Source organism: Streptococcus oralis (assembly GCF_001075675.1).
In the GTDB taxonomy this organism is placed as follows: Bacteria; Bacillota; Bacilli; order Lactobacillales; family Streptococcaceae; genus Streptococcus; species Streptococcus oralis_V.
Genome location: NZ_JUNW01000043.1, coordinates 15,106 through 39,602, shown reverse-complemented (window position 1 = coordinate 39,602; position 24,497 = coordinate 15,106). Strand labels below are relative to the sequence as shown.

At 40.9% G+C, this 24,497-nt stretch carries 17 protein-coding genes; 1 reads left to right on the top strand and 16 read right to left on the bottom strand.

What is annotated here, in order from left to right; translation table 11 throughout:
* Positions 1-112: 112 nt before the first annotated feature.
* The gene (locus tag ADM50_RS06325) at positions 113-6,535 is read right to left on the bottom strand and encodes a SpGH101 family endo-alpha-N-acetylgalactosaminidase (protein ID WP_080983080.1); all 6,423 of its coding nucleotides are present in this window, start codon (positions 6,533-6,535) and stop codon (positions 113-115) included.
* Between the two features lie 277 nt (positions 6,536-6,812).
* The gene (locus ADM50_RS06320) at positions 6,813-8,795 is read right to left on the bottom strand and encodes a peptide ABC transporter substrate-binding protein (RefSeq protein WP_049484918.1); all 1,983 of its coding nucleotides are present in this window, start codon (positions 8,793-8,795) and stop codon (positions 6,813-6,815) included.
* Between the two features lie 237 nt (positions 8,796-9,032).
* Between ADM50_RS06320 and rfbD the strand changes: the two genes are divergently transcribed.
* Positions 9,033-9,887 carry a dTDP-4-dehydrorhamnose reductase gene (gene rfbD, locus ADM50_RS06315; protein WP_049484916.1) on the top strand — a complete coding sequence of 285 codons (855 nt, stop codon included), beginning with the start codon at positions 9,033-9,035 and terminating at the stop codon, positions 9,885-9,887.
* 60 nt (positions 9,888-9,947) lie between these two features.
* Here the strand turns inward: rfbD and rfbB are convergent, their stop codons facing one another.
* The 14 genes from rfbB to cpsC form a co-directional block, all read right to left on the bottom strand.
* Positions 9,948-10,994 carry a dTDP-glucose 4,6-dehydratase gene (gene rfbB / locus ADM50_RS06310; protein WP_049484915.1) on the bottom strand — a complete coding sequence of 349 codons (1,047 nt, stop codon included), beginning with the start codon at positions 10,992-10,994 and terminating at the stop codon, positions 9,948-9,950.
* Between the two features lie 17 nt (positions 10,995-11,011).
* Positions 11,012-11,605: a dTDP-4-dehydrorhamnose 3,5-epimerase family protein gene (locus tag ADM50_RS06305; protein ID WP_049484914.1), complete on the bottom strand. Its 594-nt coding sequence runs from the start codon at positions 11,603-11,605 to the stop codon at positions 11,012-11,014.
* Positions 11,606-12,475, bottom strand: a complete 870-nt coding sequence (gene rfbA / locus ADM50_RS06300; protein WP_000676122.1) for a glucose-1-phosphate thymidylyltransferase RfbA — start codon at positions 12,473-12,475, stop codon at positions 11,606-11,608.
* 71 nt (positions 12,476-12,546) lie between these two features.
* Entirely contained in the window at positions 12,547-13,599 is a 1,053-nt protein-coding gene (locus ADM50_RS06295; protein WP_049484912.1) for a glycosyltransferase, read from the bottom strand.
* Positions 13,600-13,626: 27 nt separating this feature from the next.
* On the bottom strand, positions 13,627-14,730 hold the full coding sequence (glf, locus tag ADM50_RS06290; protein ID WP_049484910.1) for a UDP-galactopyranose mutase: 1,104 nt from the start codon (positions 14,728-14,730) through the stop codon (positions 13,627-13,629).
* Positions 14,731-14,739: 9 nt separating this feature from the next.
* Positions 14,740-16,152 carry a flippase gene (locus tag ADM50_RS06285; RefSeq protein WP_049484909.1) on the bottom strand — a complete coding sequence of 471 codons (1,413 nt, stop codon included), beginning with the start codon at positions 16,150-16,152 and terminating at the stop codon, positions 14,740-14,742.
* Positions 16,149-17,309, bottom strand: a complete 1,161-nt coding sequence (locus tag ADM50_RS06280) for a hypothetical protein (protein WP_049484907.1) — start codon at positions 17,307-17,309, stop codon at positions 16,149-16,151. Before ADM50_RS06280 ends, ADM50_RS06285 begins: the two co-directional genes overlap by 4 nt.
* A gap of 38 nt (positions 17,310-17,347) precedes the next feature.
* Positions 17,348-18,313 carry a glycosyltransferase family 2 protein gene (locus ADM50_RS06275; RefSeq protein WP_049484906.1) on the bottom strand — a complete coding sequence of 322 codons (966 nt, stop codon included), beginning with the start codon at positions 18,311-18,313 and terminating at the stop codon, positions 17,348-17,350.
* Between the two features lie 34 nt (positions 18,314-18,347).
* A complete protein-coding gene (locus ADM50_RS06270) occupies positions 18,348-19,346 on the bottom strand; it encodes a Stealth CR1 domain-containing protein (RefSeq protein WP_049484904.1) in 999 nt (332 codons plus the stop codon).
* Between the two features lie 2 nt (positions 19,347-19,348).
* The gene (locus ADM50_RS06265) at positions 19,349-20,506 is read right to left on the bottom strand and encodes a glycosyltransferase family 4 protein (RefSeq protein ID WP_049484903.1); all 1,158 of its coding nucleotides are present in this window, start codon (positions 20,504-20,506) and stop codon (positions 19,349-19,351) included.
* Positions 20,507-20,509: 3 nt separating this feature from the next.
* Entirely contained in the window at positions 20,510-21,682 is a 1,173-nt protein-coding gene (gene cps2T, locus ADM50_RS06260; RefSeq protein ID WP_049484902.1) for a beta 1-4 rhamnosyltransferase Cps2T, read from the bottom strand.
* A 30-nt stretch (positions 21,683-21,712) separates the two neighbouring features.
* Positions 21,713-23,080 carry a sugar transferase gene (locus tag ADM50_RS06255; RefSeq protein ID WP_049484899.1) on the bottom strand — a complete coding sequence of 456 codons (1,368 nt, stop codon included), beginning with the start codon at positions 23,078-23,080 and terminating at the stop codon, positions 21,713-21,715.
* Positions 23,081-23,102: 22 nt separating this feature from the next.
* Positions 23,103-23,795: a tyrosine-protein kinase gene (locus ADM50_RS06250; RefSeq protein WP_049484898.1), complete on the bottom strand. Its 693-nt coding sequence runs from the start codon at positions 23,793-23,795 to the stop codon at positions 23,103-23,105.
* Positions 23,796-23,804: 9 nt separating this feature from the next.
* A complete protein-coding gene (gene cpsC / locus ADM50_RS06245; protein WP_049484897.1) occupies positions 23,805-24,497 on the bottom strand; it encodes a capsular polysaccharide biosynthesis protein CpsC in 693 nt (230 codons plus the stop codon).

The following is a 24,497-nucleotide window of genomic DNA, read 5'->3' as shown; positions in this document are numbered from 1 at the left end:
TGAGTAAGCGGTATCATTTCTCCTTTGGAAAAAGGAGAGAACCTAGAGGTCCTCTCCGGCTGTTTGATCCTATTTGATTCGAGATCTTTTGGACTTCTAAAACCAAATCTGTTTAGTCTTCTTTTCGTTTTGTCGTAAGAACCGCAGCAGATAAAGCGATGCTCACACTTGCTAAGAAGAGGGCTGCTTCTGAAGCATGTTCTCCTGTGGCAGGAAGTTTCTCTTCTTTATCTTCCAGAGCTTTGGTCTCAGCTACTGGACTTGGAGTGAGCAGGTACTCAGGTTTTTCAACTGTTGGAGCTGCTTGATCTCCAGCTGTAGCCAATACACCTGTGTAAGCTGGTTTTTCATTTACCAAGGCCTCAACTGCATTGACGCCACCTCTATACTCTGGAACTTCATTTGCAGCTGCTAGAACTGCATTGGCTCCACCTTTGTATTCTGGCAATTCGTTTACCAAGGCTTGAACTGCATTGACGCCACCCTTGAACTCAGGTAGGTCATGAACAGCCGCTTCTGCCGCATTGACATCGCCCTTAAACTCAGGTAGGTCATGAACAGCCGCTTCTTCTCCAGCTGTTCCATAAGGGCCTGTATATTCAGGAACTTCAAGAACAGGAGGTTGCTCTTCACCCTTGCTACTTGTAGGAGCGTCTGGTTTAGCAGCCTTATCTTGTAATTGGTTGAGATAGTCTGCGAAGTACTCGACCATTCTTTCCGTCAAGAGATGGTTATCCGTCGCATATTTCATACTCGCCTGAACTCCAGCCACTTCCTCTTGATTTTCTTTGTCTGTCAATTTCTGAGCCTTGGCTAAAGCTGCTTCATAGCCTGACAAGTCAAGAGGTGTTTCTGCTACTTGTGGACGAGTAAAGATGAGTTCCGCTGCAGATTGGTATTTATCTCCACCATCTCCGTATGTCTTGGTACCAGTAAGGACAATTTTCTTAGCCTTGATTGTCTTACCAAAGTCAATATCTTTTGGTTTGTTGTTATTTGGCCAATCTGTTACGGTGAAGGTGTGTTCCTTACCAGACTCATCTGTGACAACCAGTTTCACATCTCGCAAGTTTCCATTCGAATCGGATGCACGTGGAACATAGCGAAGTCCTGTGATTTCAGTAGGTTCTTTCAAGACCATTGTTGCAGGCTTGCCTACATCTCCACCATTCCAAGATGTATGCCATAGGCTAGATACATTGCCATCAAAGGCATTCTCTAGGCCTTCACCTGGTTGGGCAGGCGCATCCAAACTTTCAAAGTCTTCTGCTACCAAGGCTGTTTTTTTCTGAACCAAAGCATTCTTCAAGGCTTCAATCTTGGCAATCTCTGCACGCGCTTCTTCAACACTGATATCATCATCGGCCTGACTGAGGTTAAAGACCGCCTCTTTCAAAGCATCCATAGACTCTTTGGTGTAGTTGGTCATGGCAACAGTTGGCAAGTAGTTCTTCAGTGCATTTTCTGTCAGCATCTTACCTGTTAGGGTAATTTCCTCGATGTGAAGATTATCCATCATGAAATCGTTATAACCACGGAAGTTGGCATTTCCTCCAGAATCACCACGAGTATTGCTTGCATTTCCAGTTGAGTAGATACCTACCCAAGTATCGCCTGTTTCTGCACCTGTCACAAGGAAAGTTGCCTTCTTGGCTTTCTTAGAATCCGTCCAAGTATTTGGCAATTCATGCATTTCCAAGTTGCTTGCTTGACTACCACGACGACCTGACTGGAATTCTCCCTTACCAACTACAAAGGCATAGGTATTGTCTGATCCTGCTTCGTATTCAAAGGTTACACGATAAGTCTTACCAGCTTCAAAGCGGAAGTTTTGCGGAATAGTTTGGTAAACCAAGTTACGACGGCTCACTAGCCCATTTGTCTTCAATGACCAATTCCCTTCGATAACATCATCGACTTTCTTACCGTTCCAACCACGCTGTGTATATGGATCGTGTTTTTCAGACAAGTGAGTGCGGTTATCTTCAACACCTTCGACACCACCTACTACAAATGGGAAGATTCCTTGAGCTACATTTTCAAAGTCTTGTTTGAAGGTTCCTTGACCTGTATCATGCTTGTCTCCGTACATGCTTGAATTATTTTCAAAGGTACGAATTTCATCAAAGTAAGTTGCTTCATCACCAGCTTCGCGACTCAAAGTAAGAGTAACATTTGAGACATCTGATCCAGTTGTAAAGAAGGCATACATGTTTTGGAAATAACTTGTATTGTCAACTGTAGCATTGTCACGACGATTGTTATGAGCATATGCTTTGATATAGTTGAGAGCAAGTGACTTATTGGTATAAGTAGTCACTTCTTTTTCGCCAGTATTCACAGTGATACTTGCCTTAGCATTACTACGGTTATCGACACCTACATAAACAGCATACTTGGTATTTGGTTTCAAGCCAGTCAGTTTCTGAGTAAGGCTTACCTTGCTCTTATTGCCTTGGATACGAAGCATATCGTTTGCGCCTTGAGACTTAACGATTTCTGCCTTAGATGCATCTCCTGAAATAGTCCAGTGTTTCAAGGTTCCACTGTTAAATCCTTGGTCATAGATATGCATACCTTCGCTCCATGACATTTCAGGATTGGTTTGTTTTGAACGGTAAAGAACGTATGGTTGATTTGCTAGAAGGTCTAGGGTAATCTTGCCATCTGTTACAGTTAGTTCTTGTTCTTCTGTCTTACCTTGGTCAGTTAGCTTGTAAAGGTAAACCTTGCTATTTGCCCAATCGCTCGGAAGGGTCCAAGTTGTTGCACCGGCCTGCGTATTGAAGTAGTACATTTTTTCCTTATCAGTAGGAAGTTTCTTACCATTTGCATCCCAGTTCCAAGGAGTCAAGTAAGCTGAGCCATCTTGGATCACACGTCCATTGAGCGTTACTGTACGTTCGCGGTATTGCGGGCTATTGACATCATTTGACTTACGAGTCACAACAACCTTGTTACCTGCCCCATCGACTAGCTCAACCTTCATTTCTGGAGTCCATTTATAGGTGCTACCGTTATCGGTCATGGTAACTGGTGTACCATTTTCCCACTTGCTTACTGTGAAGTGTTGGAAGTACTTAGTCATGACGTCATGGGCAAAGAGGTTAGTCACGTAGCCATTGTAGTCACTTCTTCCTTGCCAGCCTTCAAAGTCTTTCATGCTGTAGCCACCTAGAAGTGGATAGTTGGCTGCACCACCATAACTTCTGTAGTCCCCAACCCAAGAATCTTTTTGGTGGTTGCGGATAAAGCGCGTGATAGCACTGTTGATACCTTTATTAGTGTAGCCACCATAGGTCAAGTCAGCTGCCCAGTGTTGGAAGGTAGAGTCGTATTCACCACCATGACCCCACTCGATCGCAAAGCGCCAGCCTTGTTTGTTAATTTCTTTAGCAAGAACGTGGGTAGCCCAGGCACCGTTATCACCTGATTGGCCATTGCCCCAAACGTCCACATAGATAAAGTCGAGACCATCACCAAGTTTTTTCTTCAAGTCTTCCCAGCGAGCCAAGCGTCCATGTGCTAGGTCATAAGCAGCATCAATGTTGATACCTTGATCTAGCCAGTTCCAACCATAGCTGTAGCTGCCATCTGGATTCTTACGAAGAATATTTTCATTAAAGTATTTAGACTCAGGATAAGTCTCAGAAGCGTTAACGTGGATACCTAGATGAGCTCCATATTTCTTCGCTTTTTCAATCAAAGCCTTGAAGTCTTCAACACCACCAATACGTTTACCAATATCAGCATAGTTCAAGTGACCAGAGTCGTGACCTTCACTACCATATCCTTTAAGGAGAACACCTTGTCCAAGACCATCTGTATGGAGATTGATCTTCTTGATACCATCTAGAGTCATGAGGAATGGGTTTTGTGCTTGAGAACCAAAGTTCATCGCGATACGATAAGCTGTGATATCCTTGACTTTTTCCCAACCTTGAGGGTTGTTCATGATGCTTCGGTAAGCAATGGCACCATCTTGCCAGTCAACTTTATTATCCGCATTGGCATCTTCAGTGATAACAACTTTAGCACTTGGAAGTTCCTTAGTGTACTCTGGGTATACAATCCCTTTATAAGCTTTTTCCCATTGCCATTCAGAACTTTGGATTCCCACATAGTTTGTATTTCCTACAGTTTGTTTGAAGGCTGTCAAACGAGTCCAGTCATTCGAACCACCACCGTAGCTGTTTTGAGAGTTACTCCAAACACCTGCAGCAAGCTTATCTGTAGAAACAAAACCATACATGTAGCCCTTAGCCAAATCTTTCATTGGATTGGTTACAGGAATATGTTCATCTCCACTGATATGAGTGTTGTTTGACATAGTTGCCCCGTCAAACTTAGCCCCAGTTTGGTCGCTTGAAACTGACACAAGTGAGTTTCCTAAGAAATTGATAGAGGAGAGAAGTTTTCTTTCATCATCAATCTTCTGACCTGGAGTAACTTGGTTGTGATTGACAATCTTGGTCACATCAAAATGTAATTGATTGTCCACAACTTGCAAGCGTACAGTCATATCTGCATTGATGAAGTTAGCATCATCACGAAGTTTCATCAAATACTCGGCAGTTGTGTCATTGATCTTCTTATAGGTGACTTCAGGTGTAATTTCGTGATTGTTTACCAAGATTTTCTTAAGTTGTTGAACTTGTCCTGGCAAAGTATGCCCATTCAAGGTGTATTCCTTCACACGAGGAAAGGCTTGGTCAATTACCGCTTTCAAAACTGCTGACTGGATAGTGTCATAAGATACTTTACTATCGTCAACAACCGGACCTGTTTCTTTCTGGGCAGGAGTATCATCTGCTTTTACACCTTCTTGATTGTCTGTTTTAACGCTGACAACCGTACGGTCATTGCTATAGGAGCCAGCTTTTAGGACGATTTTCTTCTCATTTTTGAGAGTTTCATTAACAGCTGCTGGCAAAGTGACCGTATCAAAAAGTTTCTCATCATTATTCGTTGCATTGAGTTGTCCATCTGACTTGAGGGTAATTGATAGGCGGTTAATTGATCCTGTCTCAGGCGCTGCTACACGGCCCCCCTTATACCAGGTGCTATCGGTTGGAGATTTATACTCCCAGAACCAGCCATCTTTGTCATAACCAACAAAAACATTGTTCTTGGTATCTTTAAATTTCAAGAAGACACCAAAGCGTGATTTGCCCTTTTCAGAATCATCTTTGAAGGTTAAATCAACCGTCGCATTTCCATTAGCATCAACTGTCAATCCTTGTTTTTCAAACAAGGCTGGTTTGCCATCATTGTCATTTTGGGCCGTTGAAGACAATTGATTGTAGCGAACACCCTTTTCTTCACGAATAGTGACGGTTCCTTGTTGCTCTTTATTCACTACTGTTTGCCATTCAGGAGTTACTGTCTTAGGCGTTTCAGGTTTAGCAGCTGCAGGTTTATCCTCTTTTGGTTTTTCTTCAGCCGGTTTCTCTTTCTCTTCCAAGTCTGCTGGTTTCACACTTGAAATTCCCTGCATGTGGTCTTGGATCCATTTTAGTTGAGCTGGTGAGAAGAGAATGCCGCCGCTCCGTTTTCCAACTACACCATTTTGGTGCACACCGACCAGTTTTCCTTCTGTATCAAAGATACCGCCACCACTAGCGCCCGGTTTTCCTCCTTGGTAACCAATCCCTTGGACACCTTCTCCGTATGGTTCCGCAAAATCAACTGTAGTATTGACAATCGGATTCAATTTCCCTTCTGGATAACCAAAGACATGGAGCTTATCTCCGATTTTCTTAACTACTGGCTTTTTGGTTACTTCAACAGGCGTATTTTCTAGAACTGTACGTAATCTCACTAGGGCCAAATCATTTTTGAAGCCCTTCAGGTAGCCTTCACGATCCCAATGAATGATATCTTTCTTACTAAACTTGACATCTGGCAATCCTGGATAAGAGATGCTATAGATATCTCCATCCCCTTGGTCATTATCCACAACCTTACGGATATTGCCGTCTTGGCTGTCTTTGATAAAGTTATGAGAAACCGTCAAGACAAGGTCTTTAGCAACGACAATACCGCTGCCTTCTCCTGATGGCGTCTTGATTTTAACAGTTGCGCCGTAGTTTAATTCCCCGTTAGTCGTTTTAGCTACATCTTCTGGAACAAGTTTCCCTGTATCTTGGGCCAATTGATCCTTTTCAACTTCACGCCCATTGTCTTCAGCTTTCTCCAACTTATCTTCTAATTCTTTTGGCAGATTGCTTGGCTTTTCAGACTTTTCTTTTTCTTGAGCCAATAACTCTTCTTCTGTTTGAGGGCCTTCAGTAGTTTCAGCTGAACCAGGATTCTGAGCGGCAGCTTCCTTGTCAAAATCGTGCCCCTCATCACTAGCCTTCTTATCCAAATCAGCCAGTTCACTCGGCAAATTATCTGTTGAACCAACTCTTGCTTGATCAGCCAATACTGGGCTAGCTGCGAAGAAAGTCGCTCCAATCATCACCGAAGCTACTCCAAGCGTAAACTTACGAATACTGAACTTACAGCGTTTTTCAAAAAATCGTTTATCCATGAACTCCTAAATCCTTTCATTTTCCAGTAAGCGTTTACATTTCTTTTTTAAAAAATACTCCTTTCTCTGAAAGTGCTATGCTTAACTGTTATAAATTAAAAATAATTGTACTTTTAATATAACAAATAAAAGGGCAGAAAGCAATAGGAAATAGGTAAAATTCACTAAAATTTTCTCTTTTCTGAAAAATCCTATCTCTAATCATTCAGGGACTTATACCAAGATAAAAAAGGACTTAACCATCATGTCGATGGCTAAATCCTTTACTTTTTTAAAGTTATTTCACATGGTTTGCAAGTTCTTCTTGAGCCTTTTTATTTGACTCTTCTTTTTCTTTCAACCATTTCTCTTGAGCTTTTTGGTATTCGTCTGTTGTCACGGCTTTATCTTGTACTTCTAGATATTTGTACAAAAGGGCTTCACTCATACCCTTGTTACCAGAGTATGCAAATGGAAGTGTAAATGGTACCATCTTAGACAACATTGGACGACCAGTTTGAGAAGTTGTTGGAATGAGCAAGGCACTGTCTGTCAACCAAGCTTGGGCAGCAGCATATTTCTCATAACGTTTTGAAACATCAGTAGTTTCTTCACCAGCTTCCACAACCATTTTTTCGTAGTCTTCTAAACCAACTTGCTTAGCTGCAGCGTTGTTTGTCCCTGAATCAAACCCTAGATATGTTTTCGTATTTTCTCCTACAGAAGGCTTGATAATATCAAGATAAGTAGATGGATCAATATAGTCTGGAGACCAACCCAAGTTATCTGAGATATCCCAGTCTTCTCCAGCCGCAGTTTCAGCGAAGTAGGTAATGTTTTGAACATCATCTTTTTGGAGCTGTTGGATGTCGATAACCACATTATCTGATCCTAGATTTTCTTCAACTGACTGTTTAAAAGATTGAACACGTTGAACTTTTGTTGTATTGGTTTGGTCTACAGGCATATCCAAGTGGATTGGGAATTTCACACCTTCCGCTTGAAGGGCCGCCTTAGCTTTAGCGAATTCTGCTTTGGCTTTATCAGGACTGTAGAGTCCATCTTGGGCATCATCCAAGTTTACGTTACTCCACTCATCTCCATAGGTCACCAATTTTTCTTTAACTAATTCCCCAAAGTTTTTCCCATCTGCCTGTACAAATGTAGGAGGAACAAATAAGTTACGAAGCAGTTTAGTAGCCCCGCTTGCACCATTTACTTGAGAAGCGTAGGCTGTTCTATCAAAACCAAATGCAATAGCTTGACGGAAGTCCTTATTCAAAAGGGCCTTCTTGGTTGATGTTTTTTCCTCATCTGTTGTCTTAGAAGTGTACTTATAAGACTGGCGATCGATATTCGTACCTACTAAATAAGTAGTAGAATCTTGTTGGGTATAAACGATATTGTCTTTGAATGTTTTTTCAGTCTCTGAGTAACTAGCACTTGTTGGGAAGAGACGAGCCATTGTAAAGCTACCGTCTTTGAAAGCTTCAGTTGGCTTATTAGTATCTTGACCATCCCAGAAGGATAATTTCACTTTATCAAGATGAACATTGTCTTTGTCCCAATAGTTTGGATTCTTTTCGAACTCGACTGATGATTTGGCTACGATTGATTTGAGTAAGAATGGTCCATTATAGAGAATACTGCTTGGGTCCGTACCTTTAGCAAAGTCATCCCCTTTAGAGTTCAAAAATTCTTCATTAACAGGAGCCAGAACACCCATTGTTGTCTTAGAATTCCAGAAACTTTCTGGCTTGTTCAATGTGTATTGAACGGTATAATCATCAAGAGCTTTGATTCCTACTTGAGAAAAATCTGTAATTTCTCCTTTGACGTAAGCATCCAATCCCTTGATAGATTCCTGAACCAGGTAAAGACCATCTGATTTCTTATCAGCAGCATACTTAAGACCAGTTACAAAGTCTTGAGCTTTAACTTCTGCATACTCCTCACCTTCAGATGTATACCATTTTGCATCCTTTCGGAGTGTATACGTGTAAGTCAATCCATCCTTAGATACAGACCAATCCTTAGCCATAGATGGTACAAAGTTACCGTAGCGGTCATTTTCAAGCAAGCCATCGATAACGTTGCTAGTAATATTTGCTGTAGCTGCCTTACCAGTTGTCAAATAGTTTAGGTTATCAGGATCCGTTTCGTAAATGTATGAGAATGTTTTCTCACCTTTAGCATTTGAACTTGATCCAGAGCAGGCTGCAAGAGTCGCAGCTGCCAATAACGTCACACCCGCAAGGGCAAGTAGTTTTGAACTTTTCATTGTTTTCTCCTTTAAAACTTTCACCCCATTATAGTCCCTTTTCAGAAACATGTCAATAAAATTTTCAGAATTTTTGAATTAATTTGGTAAATTCTGAAAAATAAGTTTTCTATTATAAAATTATGATTCTCTAATACTATATTTTTATATCTTAAACCAGCAAAACAAGGGTCGAAAATCAGATTTTTTATCATTTTTTTGCTATGATTAGATAGAAGAAAAGTTAAGGAGAAGACAATGATATTAATTACAGGTTCAAATGGTCAACTCGGTACCGAACTACGTTATTTACTAGATGAACGAAATGTGGACTATGTTGCAGTGGATGTGGCCGAAATGGATATCACTAATGCTGAAATGGTTGAGAAAGTCTTTGCCGAGGTTAATCCAACTCTGGTCTATCATTGTGCAGCTTATACTGCTGTTGATGCGTCAGAAGATGAGGGAAAAGAACTGGATTTTGCCATCAACGTAACTGGAACTGAAAATGTAGCCAAGGCCTCTGAGAAATACGGAGCTACTCTGGTCTATATCTCAACAGACTACGTCTTTGATGGGAAGAAACCAGTCGGACAAGAATGGGAAGTCGATGACCTACCTGATCCGCAGACAGAGTACGGACGTACCAAGCGAATGGGTGAGGAACTTGTTGAAAACCTTACGTCACAGTATTATATCATCCGCACTGCCTGGGTCTTTGGAAATTATGGCAAGAACTTTGTCTTTACAATGCAAAATCTTGCCAAAACCCATAAAACTCTCACTGTTGTCAACGACCAACACGGCCGCCCAACTTGGACACGTACCCTGGCTGAGTTTATGACCTACTTGACTGAAAATCAAAAAGCATTTGGCTACTACCACTTATCAAATGACGCAGCTGAAGACACCACTTGGTATGACTTCGCTGTCGAGATTCTTAAAGACAGTGATGTTGAAGTGATTCCGGTAGACTCCAGCAAGTTTCCTGCAAAGGCCAAACGTCCCCTCAATTCAACCATGAGTTTGGCCAAAGCGAAGGCGACAGGTTTCGTCATTCCAAGCTGGCAAGATGCCCTTAAAGAGTTTTATAAACAAGAAGTAAGAAAATAACAGATTACGACATACATAAAAAGCAAGAGAACTCAAAGTCTCTTGCTTTTTAGTATCTGATTAGTTAATTACTTGTTGCGTCTTGGCATAGTTAGCCTCGACGGCTTCTTTTTCAGATTTCCACCAGTCTTGGTTGTCTGTGTACCACTTGATGGTCTCTCTGAGACCTGCTTCAAAGTTGGTAAACTCTGGCTTCCACCCTAGTTCATCACGAAGTTTGCTAGCATCGATGGCATAGCGGAGGTCGTGACCAGCTCGATCTGTCACGTGGTCATAAGCATCAGCTGGCTGTCCCATTTCCTTGAGGATCAGCTCCAGCACTTCTTTATTGTTCTTCTCACCATCCGCACCAATCAAGTAGGTTTCACCGATTTGACCTTTAGTCAGAATCATCCAAACACCTGAAGAATGGTCATTGGTATGGATCCAGTCACGGACATTCTTACCTTCACCATAGAGTTTTGGCTTGATACCACTCAAGATATTGGTGATTTGGCGCGGAATGAACTTCTCGATATGCTGGTAAGGACCATAGTTGTTTGAACAGTTGGAAATAGTCGCTTTGACACCAAACGAGCGTACCCAAGCTTTGACAATCAAGTCTGAAGCCGCCTTGGTTGATGAGTAAGGAGAGCTGGGATTGTACTTGGTTTCAGCGGTAAATTTCTCACCTGGACCTTCTCCATGACCTGGCAGATCTTCACGCAAAGGCAGGTCCCCATAGACTTCGTCAGTTGACACATGGTGGAAACGAAGGTCGTATTTACGTGCTGCTTCCAAAAGAGTGTAGGTCCCGATGAAGTTGGTATGGATAAAGGGACTCGGATCATTGAGCGAGTTGTCATTGTGGCTTTCTGCCGCATAATGAACGATAGCATCCGCTTCAGCTGCCAGCTTGTCTACCAAGACTGCATCTGCAATATCTCCAACAACCAACTCAACACGGTCACCTAAAATTTCTTCAATATTGGCACGATTACCCGCATAAGTCAGCTTGTCCAGCACTGTCACATGGACATCTGGAAAGTTATTATAAACATAATGAACAAAGTTAGAACCGATAAAACCAGCCCCACCTGTCACGATGATATTTTTGTATTCAGTCATTTTTATTCCCTAATTTTTTACAAATCTTCTTTTCTTAGTGGTTTGACATCCTTTAGCAGTGGATGATGTTTATCTGCTTCCGAAACTTCTGCTTCTACTAGGTTTTCCCACTGGATTCCCAAAGCTGGGTCTGCATAGTTGACAAAAGCATATTTAGGCTTGAGTTCAAGTGCCCAGTAGTCATTGACCAGATAGCTATAAGAAACTGTATCCGAGAGTACTTGGAAACCATTGGCTACGCCACGAGGGACAAAGATTCCCTTACTTGCATCAATCTCGGTCTGATAAACATTTCCAAAAGTCTCACCTTCACGTAGGTCAACCCAAGAACCCAGAACCTTGCCACCATCTGCTACTGAGATATACTTGTCCCAAGGTTCAGCATGGAGACCTCGAAGAACATTTTTGCGAGAAAAGCTGACGTTGTTTTGCAGTTTTCCTTCAGCAAAGAAGCTTTCAGGAAAACCAAGCGGTAGCATCTTTTCTTTCTGAAAATTTTCCTTAAACCAGCCACGATTGTCACCATGAACCGGAATGTCAAACTCTAACAAACCTGGAATGGCATCAATCTTGTGCACTGCAAGTGTTTTGCCGAAAAAATTATCTGTCATCTAGATTTCTCCAATCAAACGAAGCAAGTATTGCCCGTATTCATTCTTCTTGAGAGGTTGCGCCAACTTCAGCACATCTTCGCGGCTGATATAACCCATTCGGTAGGCAATTTCTTCCAGATTGGCAACCTGAACATTTTGCATTCGTTGAACCGTTTCGATATATTGGGAAGCCTCTAACAAGCTCTCATGCGTCCCTGTATCCAACCAGGCAAAACCACGCCCCATAACTTCAACTGACAAATCCCCACGCTTCAAATAAGCATTGTTAACATCTGTGATTTCCAACTCGCCACGAGCACTTGGTTTGATCTGTTTGGCAATCTCCACAACGTCATTGTCATAGAAATAAAGACCGGTCACTGCATAGTTGGAGCGAGGATTCTCTGGTTTTTCTTCAATAGAAATGGCATTCATGTCTGTATCAAACTCGACCACACCAAAACGCTCTGGATCCTTCACTTGGTAGCCAAAAACAGTCGCACCCTTCTCTTTCTTGGCTGCCTTTTGAAGCATTTTGCTCAAACCAGGTCCATGATAGATATTATCGCCTAAAATCAAGGCAACACTATCGTCACCGATAAATTCTTCACCAATAAGAAAAGCCTGAGCAAGTCCGTCGGGACTAGGCTGTTCCGCATAGGAAAGCTTGATCCCAAATTCGGAACCATCCAAGAGCAGGTCCTTAAAACGGGGTAAATCCTGTGGTGTTGAGATGATCAAAATGTCCTTAATCCCTGCCAACATCAAGGTTGACAATGGATAGTAAATCATGGGTTTATCATAAACCGGCATCAGCTGTTTTGACGCAGCCCGAGTAAGTGGGTACAGGCGCGTTCCCGAACCACCTGCAAGAATAATACCTTTCATAATAGGCTTCCTTTCTAGCTAATTACCTATCCTATATTATATTTCATTTTGTCCCAAATTCCCTAAGGAATTTACTTCAATTTGGATAAGGCAGCTTTTAAATAGGCTCCGTCTCGAAGAGCAGCTCCAACTTTCCTAGCTTGTTCTGAAAGTTCCTTGTAGTCTTGAAGCGTCAAATCATCTAGTACTTTTTGGAGGTCGTGTAGAGAATCAACTGCTAGACCACACTGTTTATCCAGAACAAAATGTGCGAGAGCCGACTCTTTCCAGACTATTAGGGGAAAACCTGAAGCTAAGTAGAGAGAGGCCTTGTGCGAGTTGTTAAAGCGTAGATAGTTTCCATAAGAACCTTGGCAGGTTTCTGAGCTGTCTCCGTCCCATACCAAACCAAAACTACCTTCAAGAGCAGCTGGGAGGTCATCTGGCATAAAGGAACCAAAGTAGCTAGTGTTTTTCAATGCACGACTTTCATCGTAGCCCACCCCATACAAGTTATAGGCGGGCTGGTCTGGCAAGTTATAAAGATAACCTGACTTTGCAGGGTTCAAATTTCCAGCTACGATAATAGGCTGGTCTTTTTGGAGATTTGGTTTTTCAGCAAAGTTTGGAATCAGGTAGTCAAAAATTTCCAAGCTAACCATTTTATCTGCTGGCACTCCTTGACCTACCAGAACTTTCTTCATGATATCGTTATGAACGATAATGCCATCCACTGACATCAAAGCTTTCTTTTCTTGGAAGTAATTGCGCACTTTATGACGGAATTTCACTTCCGAACCTGCTGCATGACGCAAGGTTTCAATATCATGGATCAAAAGATAGAATTTTGCTCCTCTCTTTTGCGCATGCTTGATGAGTTGTGAGATGAAAAATGTATGGTGGATAATAGGGAACTGAATCACCAATTCATCTCCGGCTCCCAACTGATCAAACACAGACTTGGTCGCACGATTTTTGTGTTGTTGAGCTTTAAAGAAATTCATCTTATACCAATTCTCAACCTTGAGCTCCAAGCCCTCATAACCCTCTGAGATTAGAATAGCTTCCACGTCATTTCGTGCCTTACTCCCTGCATTCTTTTCGTGTGCATTATGCAGAAATGAATCTTTCAGATAATATTTCACCTTTTCTCCCCTTTATCCGTGATGTTCTTAGATACTCCCTAGTTCTTCTTCTACCACATCCAATGCACGTTCAACAGTCACGTGCATATCATAGTATTTATAATCTGCCAAGCGCCCACAGAAAATAACACGCCCATTTTTCTCAGCTTCTGCTAGATACTGCTCATAAATTGCATTGTTTTTGGCATCATTGATTGGATAGTAAGGTTCATCTCCTCTCTTCCAATCTGCTGGATATTCTCGAGTAATAACCGTCTTGTTCTGAGTCCCAAACTCAAAATGTTTGTGTTCGATGATACGCGTATAAGGAATATCACGTTCAGTATAGTTGGCTACAGCATTTCCTTGATAATTTTCTTGGTCCAGAATCTCATGCTCAAAACGGAGACTGCGATACTCAAGTTCACCAAACTTATAGTCAAAGAACTGATCAATCATCCCTGTGAAGACAATCTTAGTTGCTGAAGCCTCCAAGTTCTCCCGATCTGCAAAGAAATCTGTATTGAGCTCTACTTCGACTCCTTCCAACAACTTTTCGATGATGACATTGTAACCACCAATTGGAATCCCTTGGTAACGGTCGTTAAAATAATTATTGTCATAAGTCAATCGAACTGGTAAACGCTTGATGATAAAGGGTGGTAGTTCAGTAGCAGAACGCCCCCATTGCTTTTCGGTGTAACCCTTGATTAGCTTTTCATAGACATCCGTACCAATCAACTTAATGGCTTGTTCCTCTAAGTTTTTAGGCTCAACATCTTGCATGTGTGTCGTCTGCTCAGCAATCTTGTCCTTGACTTCTTGGGGTGTCTTTGTCCCCCACAAAGCATAGAAAGTATTCATGTTAAAAGGCAGATTGTAAAGATGTCCTTGATAGTTGGCAATAGGAGAATTGATGTAATTGTTAAACTCCGCAAACTGATTGACATAATCCCAGACCTTTTTATTAGATGTATGGAAGATGTGAGCTCCATACTTGTGGACATTGATTCCTTCAACAGATTGGCAATAGATATTCCCACCAATATGTTCTCGTTTATCAATCACCTTCACTTTCTTGCCACGTTTGTTAGCTTCGTAGGCAAAGATTGCACCTGACAAGCCAGCACCGACAATCAAATAATCGTACATAAAATCTCCTTATTTCTTTAAAACACTTTTTAGTTCTTGAAAATCCAAGACACGTAAGACCAAAACCAAGCCACCGTAGACTAGGAAGCCAAGGGCAGCATAAATCAAGACATTCACAACAGACGAGAAGTGCATGAAAGCTTGTGCAGAATACAGGGCACCGTACATCAGTAGTGCTGCTAGAAGTATTTTTAGCATGGATGGTAGAATCTTGACCTCTTTTAGATACGAACGTGTAAAGTAGAGTTGGATCAGCCAGACCAAACCTTCAGTCGCAACAGATACAATTGAAGCTCCAATATAGCCCAGAGGCGGGATCAAGAGGAGATTCAAGCCCACACTAAAAACAGCTGGAATAGTTGTTGATAGCATAAATTCACGATTCTTATTGTGAGGAATCAAGATTTGAATACCCATTATATTGGTCCAGCCAATAAAGAACATTCTAAAGACCATGATGGCAATCGCATAGCGAGCATCTTGGAAGTCTTGCCCCAGGAAAAAATTGACAAAATCTTTGTTAACAATTAAAATCCCCGCAATCATCGGGAAGATAACCAAGTTATACACTAAGAAAGACATTTCATGTAACTTGTTAACCGCCTTTTGATTACCTGATGAGAGGAGATTGGAGACTCGAGGCAACATAACACTACCAAGCGACGTTACCAAAGTCAACAAAATATTCAATAATTTCAAGGCTTGATCATAGATCCCGACATCCTTGGTCGAAGACAAGGCACCCAACATGGTGCGATCTAGCGTGATGTAGAGCGAAATGGCAATCTGTGGCAGAAACAAGAGAATGACTGGTTTGATATGCTCTTTGGCATAGGCTATATCCAGATGCGGCTTGCGAATGTGTTCCCGAGCAGGAAGCCACATACTCAACTGACCTAGTAGATCATAGGCAACCAAGAGGATGATATACAAGTACAAGTCAGATGGTTTCTTAACAAATAGGAATATCGATACAACACCTAGAAGTTTGACCATTGTGTTACGAGCTGTGATTTTTTTGAAATCTTCTAACCCTTGAAAAAGCCAAGAAATATCAAAACCACGAGACAGCAAACTAAAGCCAAGTATATAGGCAATTGGATTGTTCATCGACGGCACAAGCAAGCAGACAACTATATAAAGCGTAACCGCTAAACAGGTTGAAAGGACTTGTAAACTGTAAATGCCCCAGAAGGTTTTCTGAACATTGTTTCGATGTCCTGAAATCTCCTTGGTCCCATAATTGGCCACCCCAAGTGTCGCTAAGAGTATAAAGTAAGTTACTATTGAGTTGTAGTACCCATAGGAACCTAAGTCATTGGATGAGAAAACCCGAGTAATATAGGGTGTAGTAATTACTGGTAAAACGATTACTAACAGCTGATAAGAAAGATTATATAAATAATTTTTTAATACTTTCACAAGGAGTTCCTCGTTGTAGATTTCTTCGATTCAAATTCAATAACTGGCAAGGTTGCAAATAGAGTAAACATAAAAATATTATAAGACGGGCGAACCCAGAAGGCCTCAAACATACAGTTGACTGCTATTAAGGATAAGGCCGTCAATAGCAAATAATTCTTTTTGCGATAAAGTGACCAAGACCTAACTATGTATAACACGACCAATAATAGAACTGGAATCATCCCATAGGTAAAGAGCATCTGAACGTAGGAAGAGTCTACATAGTCGTAGCTCAAAACGGATTCTGTACGCCCCCCATAACCGACAAATGATATGCCCCGAATCCCAAACCACTGCACTGCATATTTTTTTAGTGCCTCATGTCCTAGGTGTAATCTCATACTAAAAAAATTGTTTAGAGCCACATACATTGGATGAGACCAGGTAAATTTAGAAGAGAGATAAATCATTACTGAAGACGCTATACCCGCCGATAAAGGAAGTAAAGCAAAAAGCCGTCGCTGTTTATCATTTCGGAAATAAAAGTACAGAAAAATGAGCGCCATTACAGTAATAGAAGCGGCATTAAGCCTCGCATCGCAATATCGAATAATGAAATAAGCCAGACCAAATCCTAAGGCAGTCCGTAAAATAATGAATTTCTTTCTAAAGATATACGATATAGCTGTATATAGATAAAAACAGTGAGAAGCAAAATCAGTTGGATAAATAAAGCCAAATGAATTTCGAACAACGAGTCCCGCAGATCGTGATTGGACAAATTGCAAGTTTGGAATAGCACCAATCACGGCCAAGAACACTATCAATACAATAAAAAACAAGGCTACAACAGAGTATATTTTAAGTACACTTTCCATCTCAGCCTTGTAAAGAAAGACAAGCAGAAACATATACATCAATGCATTAAGGTTCCCAGTCTTATAGTAAACCATGCCCCCAGCAAAAAGAAGAATTGGTGCAAAGATGAGATAGCTTATAGAGTAGTGATGAATATAAGCAAATCGCATAGCAAGTAACAGGACCGCAAAAAAAGGAACTACATTAGGAATATTAGGTAAAACAGGAGCTAACATAGACGTATTGATCATATCTATGGAGACAACCACTATTAAAACTGCTGCAATTAGCAATTTATCACGTTCTAACTTTAACATTTTCTTTTTCCTTTTCTTCTTTCATCCCTAACTCTTACTTAGGATTTTTTTAACTTTTTAAATTGATAATAGAGCCGCGGATACCTACTAATCAAAACATAGAGGATCCTACGTTTCTTGCTAACTCTAGCATTCTTCAAGACAAGAGGCAAATAGGGTCTCGTCTTCTCCTGAAGACGCTTAAACTCTGCTGGATTTCCATCCTGAATCATCGTAAAAATCAGAAGACTTCCTGTAAAGAAGCGTGAAATGATGGCTTCTTGGAGTTCTGAACTCTCAGGATAGGTTGCATTCACAACCTCTTTTAAATGATCAATTGCTTCGTAAAACTCGTATTGTTTTGGCGTGAAAGCCGAGGCAGTAATGCTACCAGGTCTATGGTAATAATGGTAAATTGGAAGATGGTACAAGGCCACGGATTGGGCTTGGTTGAGATGCTCACTGATAACATAGAGGTCTTCGTAGATGCGCCCCTTGGGGAAGGGAGCTTTCTCAAGAAGTTCTTTCCGATAGAGTTTCCCACAAGCAGAGACCGTTACAAGGTCTCCGTAGAGCATCTCAGTCAGAGCCTTTGCCTTGTCATAAACCTTAACTTGATCTAGATCAAGCTGATCCAAGTGGAAGTTCTGATAACGATGATAGTGAGCTGTTGGCTCTACTTTACCACTAACCATATCTGCTTGGGTACGACCTTGTAGCTCTGCTAGCAATTCCAAGGCGCAAGGTTCCAAATAGTCGTCTGGATCTAGGAAAGTAATCCAGTCACCCTTGGCTTTCAAGACCCCATAGTTCCGAGCATCAGACAAGCCACCGTTGACCTTGTGGTAGCTAGTCACCCAATCATATTGCTGGGCATACTGGTCACATAAGAGTCCTGAGCCATCACTCGAGCCGTCATCAATCAAGAGGACTTCCATATCCTTGTAGGTCTGATGTTCCAAACTCTCCATGGCATAATGAAGGTAGTCCTCCACATTGTAAACAGGCACAATTACCGAAATCATATTTTCTTTTCTTTCTCTTACTTAGTTTTACAGTTTAAATCTCAAATGAGCTTCTATCTGGAAGCAGTTGATCCATAGCCTTGATAAAGTCTGTCATCACCTGCTCCTCGTCTTGAATGTTAAATCCATCATTGATACACATAATTTGGTATCTACCAGAATTCAGTAATTTCCAAAAATCTGGTCCGGCATTATCCAAAGAAAAGAGTCCCCCCAACTTAGGATTTCCGATAGCGTATTGACCACTTGCAATCTGCCAATACTTAAAGAGCCAAACATTAGTATCAGAGGGACTTCTGAAGCGACTCGCTGAGGTCCCCTCCAAGACTGCTTTTTCCTTTTCCCATACCAAGTCCATCGTTGATTTTAATAGGGGGTAGGGTAAATGGCTTTCCCAGAAACCACAGATAAACTGACTATTTCTGTATAGTAGCGACTTAACGATACTTTTTAATCCCTGCTTTGGATCAAAGAATTGGCCATTCTTCAAAATTTCATTTCGACTGAAATAGCTAGTGACAATCTCCATGTCATTTATCTGAAAATTCCCCGTTCCATATCGCTCAGGAATAATCGGTGAAAGAGCCGTATTATATTTGGGTAAACCATCCTCTGAGAAAAAATCTGTCAGCTCGACTGGAGCTGTCAAATACATATCGTCATTAAAAAAAACAAAATGCTCTGAGAGACCAGGGATTCGATGGATGTTACTTTCGATAGGATTGGCAGAAAAAACTGGTAGGTAGTCATTACAGATAATCTCTGTATGATCTACCAACACCAATTTTTCACTATTTATATCTAACCAGCTTGGCTTTTGCTGGTCGGTCACGAGGTAGACCTTATTAACCCATGGTGCAAACTTTTCAACCCCTCTAAACCAGTATTTAAAAGTTCCCCAATCTCGGTAAGCCTTGACTGAATTCATACTCTGTTTAGAAGTATTAACCGAGCCATCATAGCTTGATTTTTTTTCTTGCCACACAGGATCATTCCCATCAACCCAAGTCACAACAAAATCTATTTTATTCATAACTAATCTTTTCTATCTGTTTTATACAACTCCGAAAAGTTCTTGATGTAACTCTCCAAAGAAAACAGCTCTTTTTGTCTCTGATATCCTACTCGCCCAAATTTTTCTCTTTTTTCAGAACTATCTAGTAAGAGAGAAATGGCATTAGAAAGTTCTTGAGGACGATTTGGTTTGACTAAGCAACCACATTTGTCATCTACTACCATTTCAGCTATTCCCCCATTGTTATAACCAACAACTGGTTTTGAACAAGCCATGGCTTCTAGGACTACTGTAGGTAGGGAATCAGGTTTTATACTTGGTAAGACAAAGATATCAAACATATTATAAAGTTCAGAAGTCTTATCGTAGTAATCAATACGATGAATTTGTGACACAACAGATGAAGAAGCTATTCTCTTATCTAGTTCTTCTAAGCGCCATTCTTCACCAGGAAAAACACCTCCAGCTAGGAAAGCCACCGCTTGCTCATTCTTTTCCAAAAGTGGCTCGACTGCTTCTATGAAATCATTTTGTCCTTTGATAGCATTGACCCGACCAATCATGCCAATCACAAGTGCATCTTGCGCAATGTCAAATTTTTCACGAATAGAAGACGCATCCATTGGATAATAGACAGCATTATCGACACCGTTATAAATCACTTCCACTTGGCTATCTTTGATAAAGGGAGACTGCTTGATATGATTAGCGACCGCTTGGGACACCGTCACAATCTTGTCTGCATATCGTCCCATGAGCATATTGATAAAGTCAGAAATAGCTTTGGGTTTGACGATAATCTCATGAACATGCCAAATCAAAGGCAGCTTGAGCTTGCGTTTCAAATAGATGCCCTCCAAAACAGCCGCTGTATTATTGTGAACCATATCTATACTGTGTTCTCGAGCATAGAGGGCGATTTGCTTAGCATAGAAATTATAAGAGCGAATATAGTCGGCAATGCCTTTGGGATTAAAATACTTCCTTCGTAAAATCGGATAATCCAACACACTAACCTGAGCCCCAACCTGACGCAAGGCCTCGACTAAAACACCATCATTTGGCAGAATGACATGAGCTTCAAATTCTTTGGAATCCAATCCTTTGATCAACTCCAATAAAACCTTATCTGCTCCATACATTTCTGCACCAGCATGCAAGTATAAAATCCGTTTCATTCCCTATCCTTTAAACACTTCTTCATAATCTGACACAATCTTTTCCCATGTGAAAGCTGAGAGGATTCTTTGGCTTGACTTGAAATCCAAGTCAGCTATCACTACCTGATCAAATCCCTCTACTTCCTCAATGACGCGTGCCAACTCATCTTTTTTCCAATAAATAGCCCCGTCTTCACCAACCTCACGGTTAAAACCAACATCTAGCAACAAATTCAGTTTTGTGGATGCTAGAGCTTCCAGTAGAGAAGGGTTGGTTCCTCCAACCTCATGCCCATGGAAATAGGCAAAGGCATTTTCGCGAATGTACTTGAGTAACTCTTGATCATAGACAGTCCCGACAAATTTGACCCTAGGATCTTTATCAAAACCAGTATCTTGTAACAACTGGTCGTAAAATTTATTCTGCTCCACATTTGTGATGAGAACAAAGTCCTTTTTGGACTTGGACTTGATAAATTCACGAATCATGGCTTCGTAGTTGTTTTCAGGAACGAATCGTCCCACTACTAGATAATAGCCATTTTCGCTAACTCCTTTTTCCTGATACCAGTTCCGAACTTTGGCATCTTCTGCTTTCAGGATTGAAGGAGCTGTATCTGTCCCATAGGCAATATAGGTGGTCTTTGGTTGATACTGCTTATAATCCTCTTGGATATATTGTTCGATATTTTTACTGTCACAGATCAGTAAATCTGCATGCTTGACCATGAGTTGCTCTGAGAATTTCCAGTACTTACGAACTGGCAGGCTCCACTTTGCTCGTAGCCATTCATGACCATCAGGATTCACCAGCAAAGAGCCACCAATCGCACGAATTTTTTTCTTAAGTCCAGAAATAAAAGGACCGATGCGACAAGCTAGAATGTAAAAAATAGGAGCCTCGTCCTTGTTTTCCTTAGCCAATTCAATAGCCTTGTTGACCGCTGCAATATCATAAGCGATGGCGCGGGCCGGTCCGATATTGGGTACATCGATGTTGAAGCAAATGGCTCCATTGTGCTCAAACTGGTCTTCCGTAATACCAGACTTGGCTGAATTTTCACGCATACAAGCAACATAGTATTGTATGTTGCTGTCTTTTTGATATTCGGTTAATTTTTCAACAAAGGTTTCAAATCCTCCGTACTTAGCAGGAATCCCCTTTGAACCAATGATATAAACTGACTTTTTCATCTCTCTCCTAACAGGACTGAAGGGCAGAAATTACTTTGCCCCATCTCTCATAAATACAACTTTAACGGTCTTTAACAATATTTCAATATCTTTCCAAATAGTCCAATCATCAATATAGGCCACATCTAATTTAACAACTTCATTGAAATCCTTGATCTCACTTCGCCCGCTGACTTGCCACAAGCCTGTTATCCCAGGTTTAAAACTCAATCGACGTTTTTGCTCAGGTGTATATTTTTCATACTCATCCACTGTTGGGGGACGGGTTCCGACCAGACTCATATCTCCCATTAAAACATTCCAAAACTGCGGTAACTCATCTAGGCTGGTCTTACGAATAAAGCGACCAATTGGTGTGATACGAGGATCATCATCGACCTTAAACATGCCCCCCTGCATAGTATTTTGCGCCAAAAGTTCTTGTTTCCGCTGCTCAGCATTCACGCACATAGATCTAAATTTATAAAAAGTGAAATGTCGACCATTTTTCCCAATACGAGTTTGAGAAAAAATTGCTGGTCCACCATCTTGTCTGATCATCGGAACTAGAACAATACTCACCAAACCACAGATAATCAGTCCGACAATCGCACCACAAATATCAATGATCCGTTTAGCGACCACATGACTAGGTTTATAAAATTTTGTTGAAAAAGTTACGACATTCAAACCTGCCATTTCACGAATTTTTTTATCACTACCTAGATAGTTATTAAAAGCATTCAGGTTAACTGTCACGTCAATTCCCATTGTCTCAAAAAGTGAGATAAACTCCCCGATGTCATACTCTTCACTTGGTAGATTGATAAAGACCTCATCGACAACTTCATGAGTAGCAAAGTCTAAGATGTTCTCAGCAGGTACAACGGTTAAGGTTTGATGCTGAAAATCAGGCCGGTCTAAAACACTGACCGCCACCAAATTCCAAAAAATTTCTCCCGACTCTATCAGCCTATCGATGACTTTTTCAACCCTAGAGGTCGCTGTTATCAAGAATATCTTCTTACTCCCCTTGAGATTTGGAAAGATGCGTTTTCTATAGCGTTTAATGCACAGATTCAACAAATACAACAGAATAGAGTGTATTGTCAAAAAATAAATCATCCCTCGTCTAGAGATACTAAAACGATCTTCTAAGAAAAAATTCGAAATACTGATAGCTAAAGCAAAGAACACGATATACTTTGTAGTGTTGATAAACTCTGCTAAATAGCCTCTTTTAAAAAAATCATGCCCATAATCACTGATATAAAACACAAAAAAATGAAGAATGAACAAGATAATAACAGAAGTATTTACAATCTCTGTTTCCTTTACAAAACTAAGTAAATATGCTAATAAAATGACAAGAAAACTCTGGATTGCCGCCAAAGTAATCTTCAATCCCTTTTCTTCCATAATATCTTCCCTAAACTATTTATTATTTTTTGCCATAATTCCCATAGTTTCCATATGCTCCATAGGAGCCATATTTTTCAACTGAAGTATTGAGTTTATTAAGCACAATTCCTAAGAATGGTTTTCCTGTTTGTTCGAGTTGTTCTTTAGCTTTTTGGACATCACGACGATTTGTTTCACCTACTGCCGTTACCAAAACAGAAGCATCACATTTTTGAGTGACGATAGCTGCATCGATGACAACTCCGATTGGCGCTGTATCCACAATGATGTAATCAAAGTACTTACGCAAGGTATCAAGCATGGTTGCAAAATTTTCACTTTGTAGCAAGGCTGTTGGGTTGGGTGATATAGAACCCGCTTGAATAACAAACAAGTTTTCAACATTGGTATCACATAGGCCTTGTGATAGGTCTGTCGTCCCAGATAAGAACTCTGTTAGTCCAGTAATCTTCTCGCGTGATTTAAAAACACCTGACATGACAGAATTACGAATATCGGCATCTATTAACAGCGTCTTATAGCCCGCACGCGCGAAAGCCCAAGCAATATTTGTAGAAGTAGTTGACTTCCCTTCACCCGGTTTCACAGACGTGATCGAAATAACTTTCAAGTTATTCCCACTCAACTGTATATTGGTACGAAGCGCATTATAATACTCTTCAGCTTTTCTTGCCAAATCTAATTTTTTTTGTACAATCTCTAATGTTGGCATCTCTCTCTCCTATTTCAATTTATCCAAATTTGGAACTACTCCCAATAGCGCAATTTGCATCACATCTTCGATATCTTCTGGACGTTTCACTCGTGTATCTAAGAGCTCAACTAGGAGAACCGTAACAACCATTACAACTGCGCCAGCAAGAAATCCAACCATGGTATTGCGACGGATATTTGGAGACGATGGGGATGTTGCAGGACGAGCTTCTTCAAGCGTTGTCACATCTGAAACTCGCGTGACACTGATGATTTTTTGAGCAGCAACCTCTCTCAAAGAGTTAGCGATGCGGCTCGCTTCTTCAGGCAAACGATCTGTCACAGAGATAGAAACAATACGCGTATCCACTGGAACTGTTACCTTAATTTTACTAGCTAGACCTTTTGGAGGGAGATCTAGTTTCAAATCAGTCGCAACTTTTTCTAAAACGTCTTGCGAGAGAATGATTTCACGATAGTCTTTTACCAAGTAAGATCCAGCTTGCAAGTCTTGGTTGGTCAAACCTGGCTTATCTCCCTGATTACGGTTGACCACATAAATGCGAGTAGTACTGGTAAACTCTGGTTTCACAATAAAACTACTGTAAGCAAATGCTACTGCCCCTGTCACGAATGCTACCAAGACAATCAGCAATTTTCGTTTCCATAGAATTTTTAACAAGTGGAATACATCAATTTCCATCATATTTTGTTCTTTCAT

Bases quoted from the DNA above. Each gene is read 5' to 3' on its own strand.
- ADM50_RS06325 (WP_080983080.1), bottom strand. From the start codon at position 6,535: ATGGATAAACGATTTTTTGAAAAACGCTGTAAGTTCAGTATTCGTAAG.
- ADM50_RS06320 (WP_049484918.1), bottom strand. From the start codon at position 8,795: ATGAAAAGTTCAAAACTACTTGCCCTTGCGGGTGTGACGTTATTGGCA.
- rfbD (WP_049484916.1), top strand. From the start codon at position 9,033: ATGATATTAATTACAGGTTCAAATGGTCAACTCGGTACCGAACTACGT.
- rfbB (WP_049484915.1), bottom strand. From the start codon at position 10,994: ATGACTGAATACAAAAATATCATCGTGACAGGTGGGGCTGGTTTTATC.
- ADM50_RS06305 (WP_049484914.1), bottom strand. From the start codon at position 11,605: ATGACAGATAATTTTTTCGGCAAAACACTTGCAGTGCACAAGATTGAT.
- rfbA (WP_000676122.1), bottom strand. From the start codon at position 12,475: ATGAAAGGTATTATTCTTGCAGGTGGTTCGGGAACGCGCCTGTACCCA.
- glf (WP_049484910.1), bottom strand. From the start codon at position 14,730: ATGTACGATTATTTGATTGTCGGTGCTGGCTTGTCAGGTGCAATCTTT.
- ADM50_RS06280 (WP_049484907.1), bottom strand. From the start codon at position 17,309: ATGTTAAAGTTAGAACGTGATAAATTGCTAATTGCAGCAGTTTTAATA.
- ADM50_RS06275 (WP_049484906.1), bottom strand. From the start codon at position 18,313: ATGATTTCGGTAATTGTGCCTGTTTACAATGTGGAGGACTACCTTCAT.
- ADM50_RS06270 (WP_049484904.1), bottom strand. From the start codon at position 19,346: ATGAATAAAATAGATTTTGTTGTGACTTGGGTTGATGGGAATGATCCT.
- ADM50_RS06265 (WP_049484903.1), bottom strand. From the start codon at position 20,506: ATGAAACGGATTTTATACTTGCATGCTGGTGCAGAAATGTATGGAGCA.
- cps2T (WP_049484902.1), bottom strand. From the start codon at position 21,682: ATGAAAAAGTCAGTTTATATCATTGGTTCAAAGGGGATTCCTGCTAAG.
- ADM50_RS06255 (WP_049484899.1), bottom strand. From the start codon at position 23,080: ATGGAAGAAAAGGGATTGAAGATTACTTTGGCGGCAATCCAGAGTTTT.
- ADM50_RS06250 (WP_049484898.1), bottom strand. From the start codon at position 23,795: ATGCCAACATTAGAGATTGTACAAAAAAAATTAGATTTGGCAAGAAAA.
- cpsC (WP_049484897.1), bottom strand. From the start codon at position 24,497: ATGAAAGAACAAAATATGATGGAAATTGATGTATTCCACTTGTTAAAA.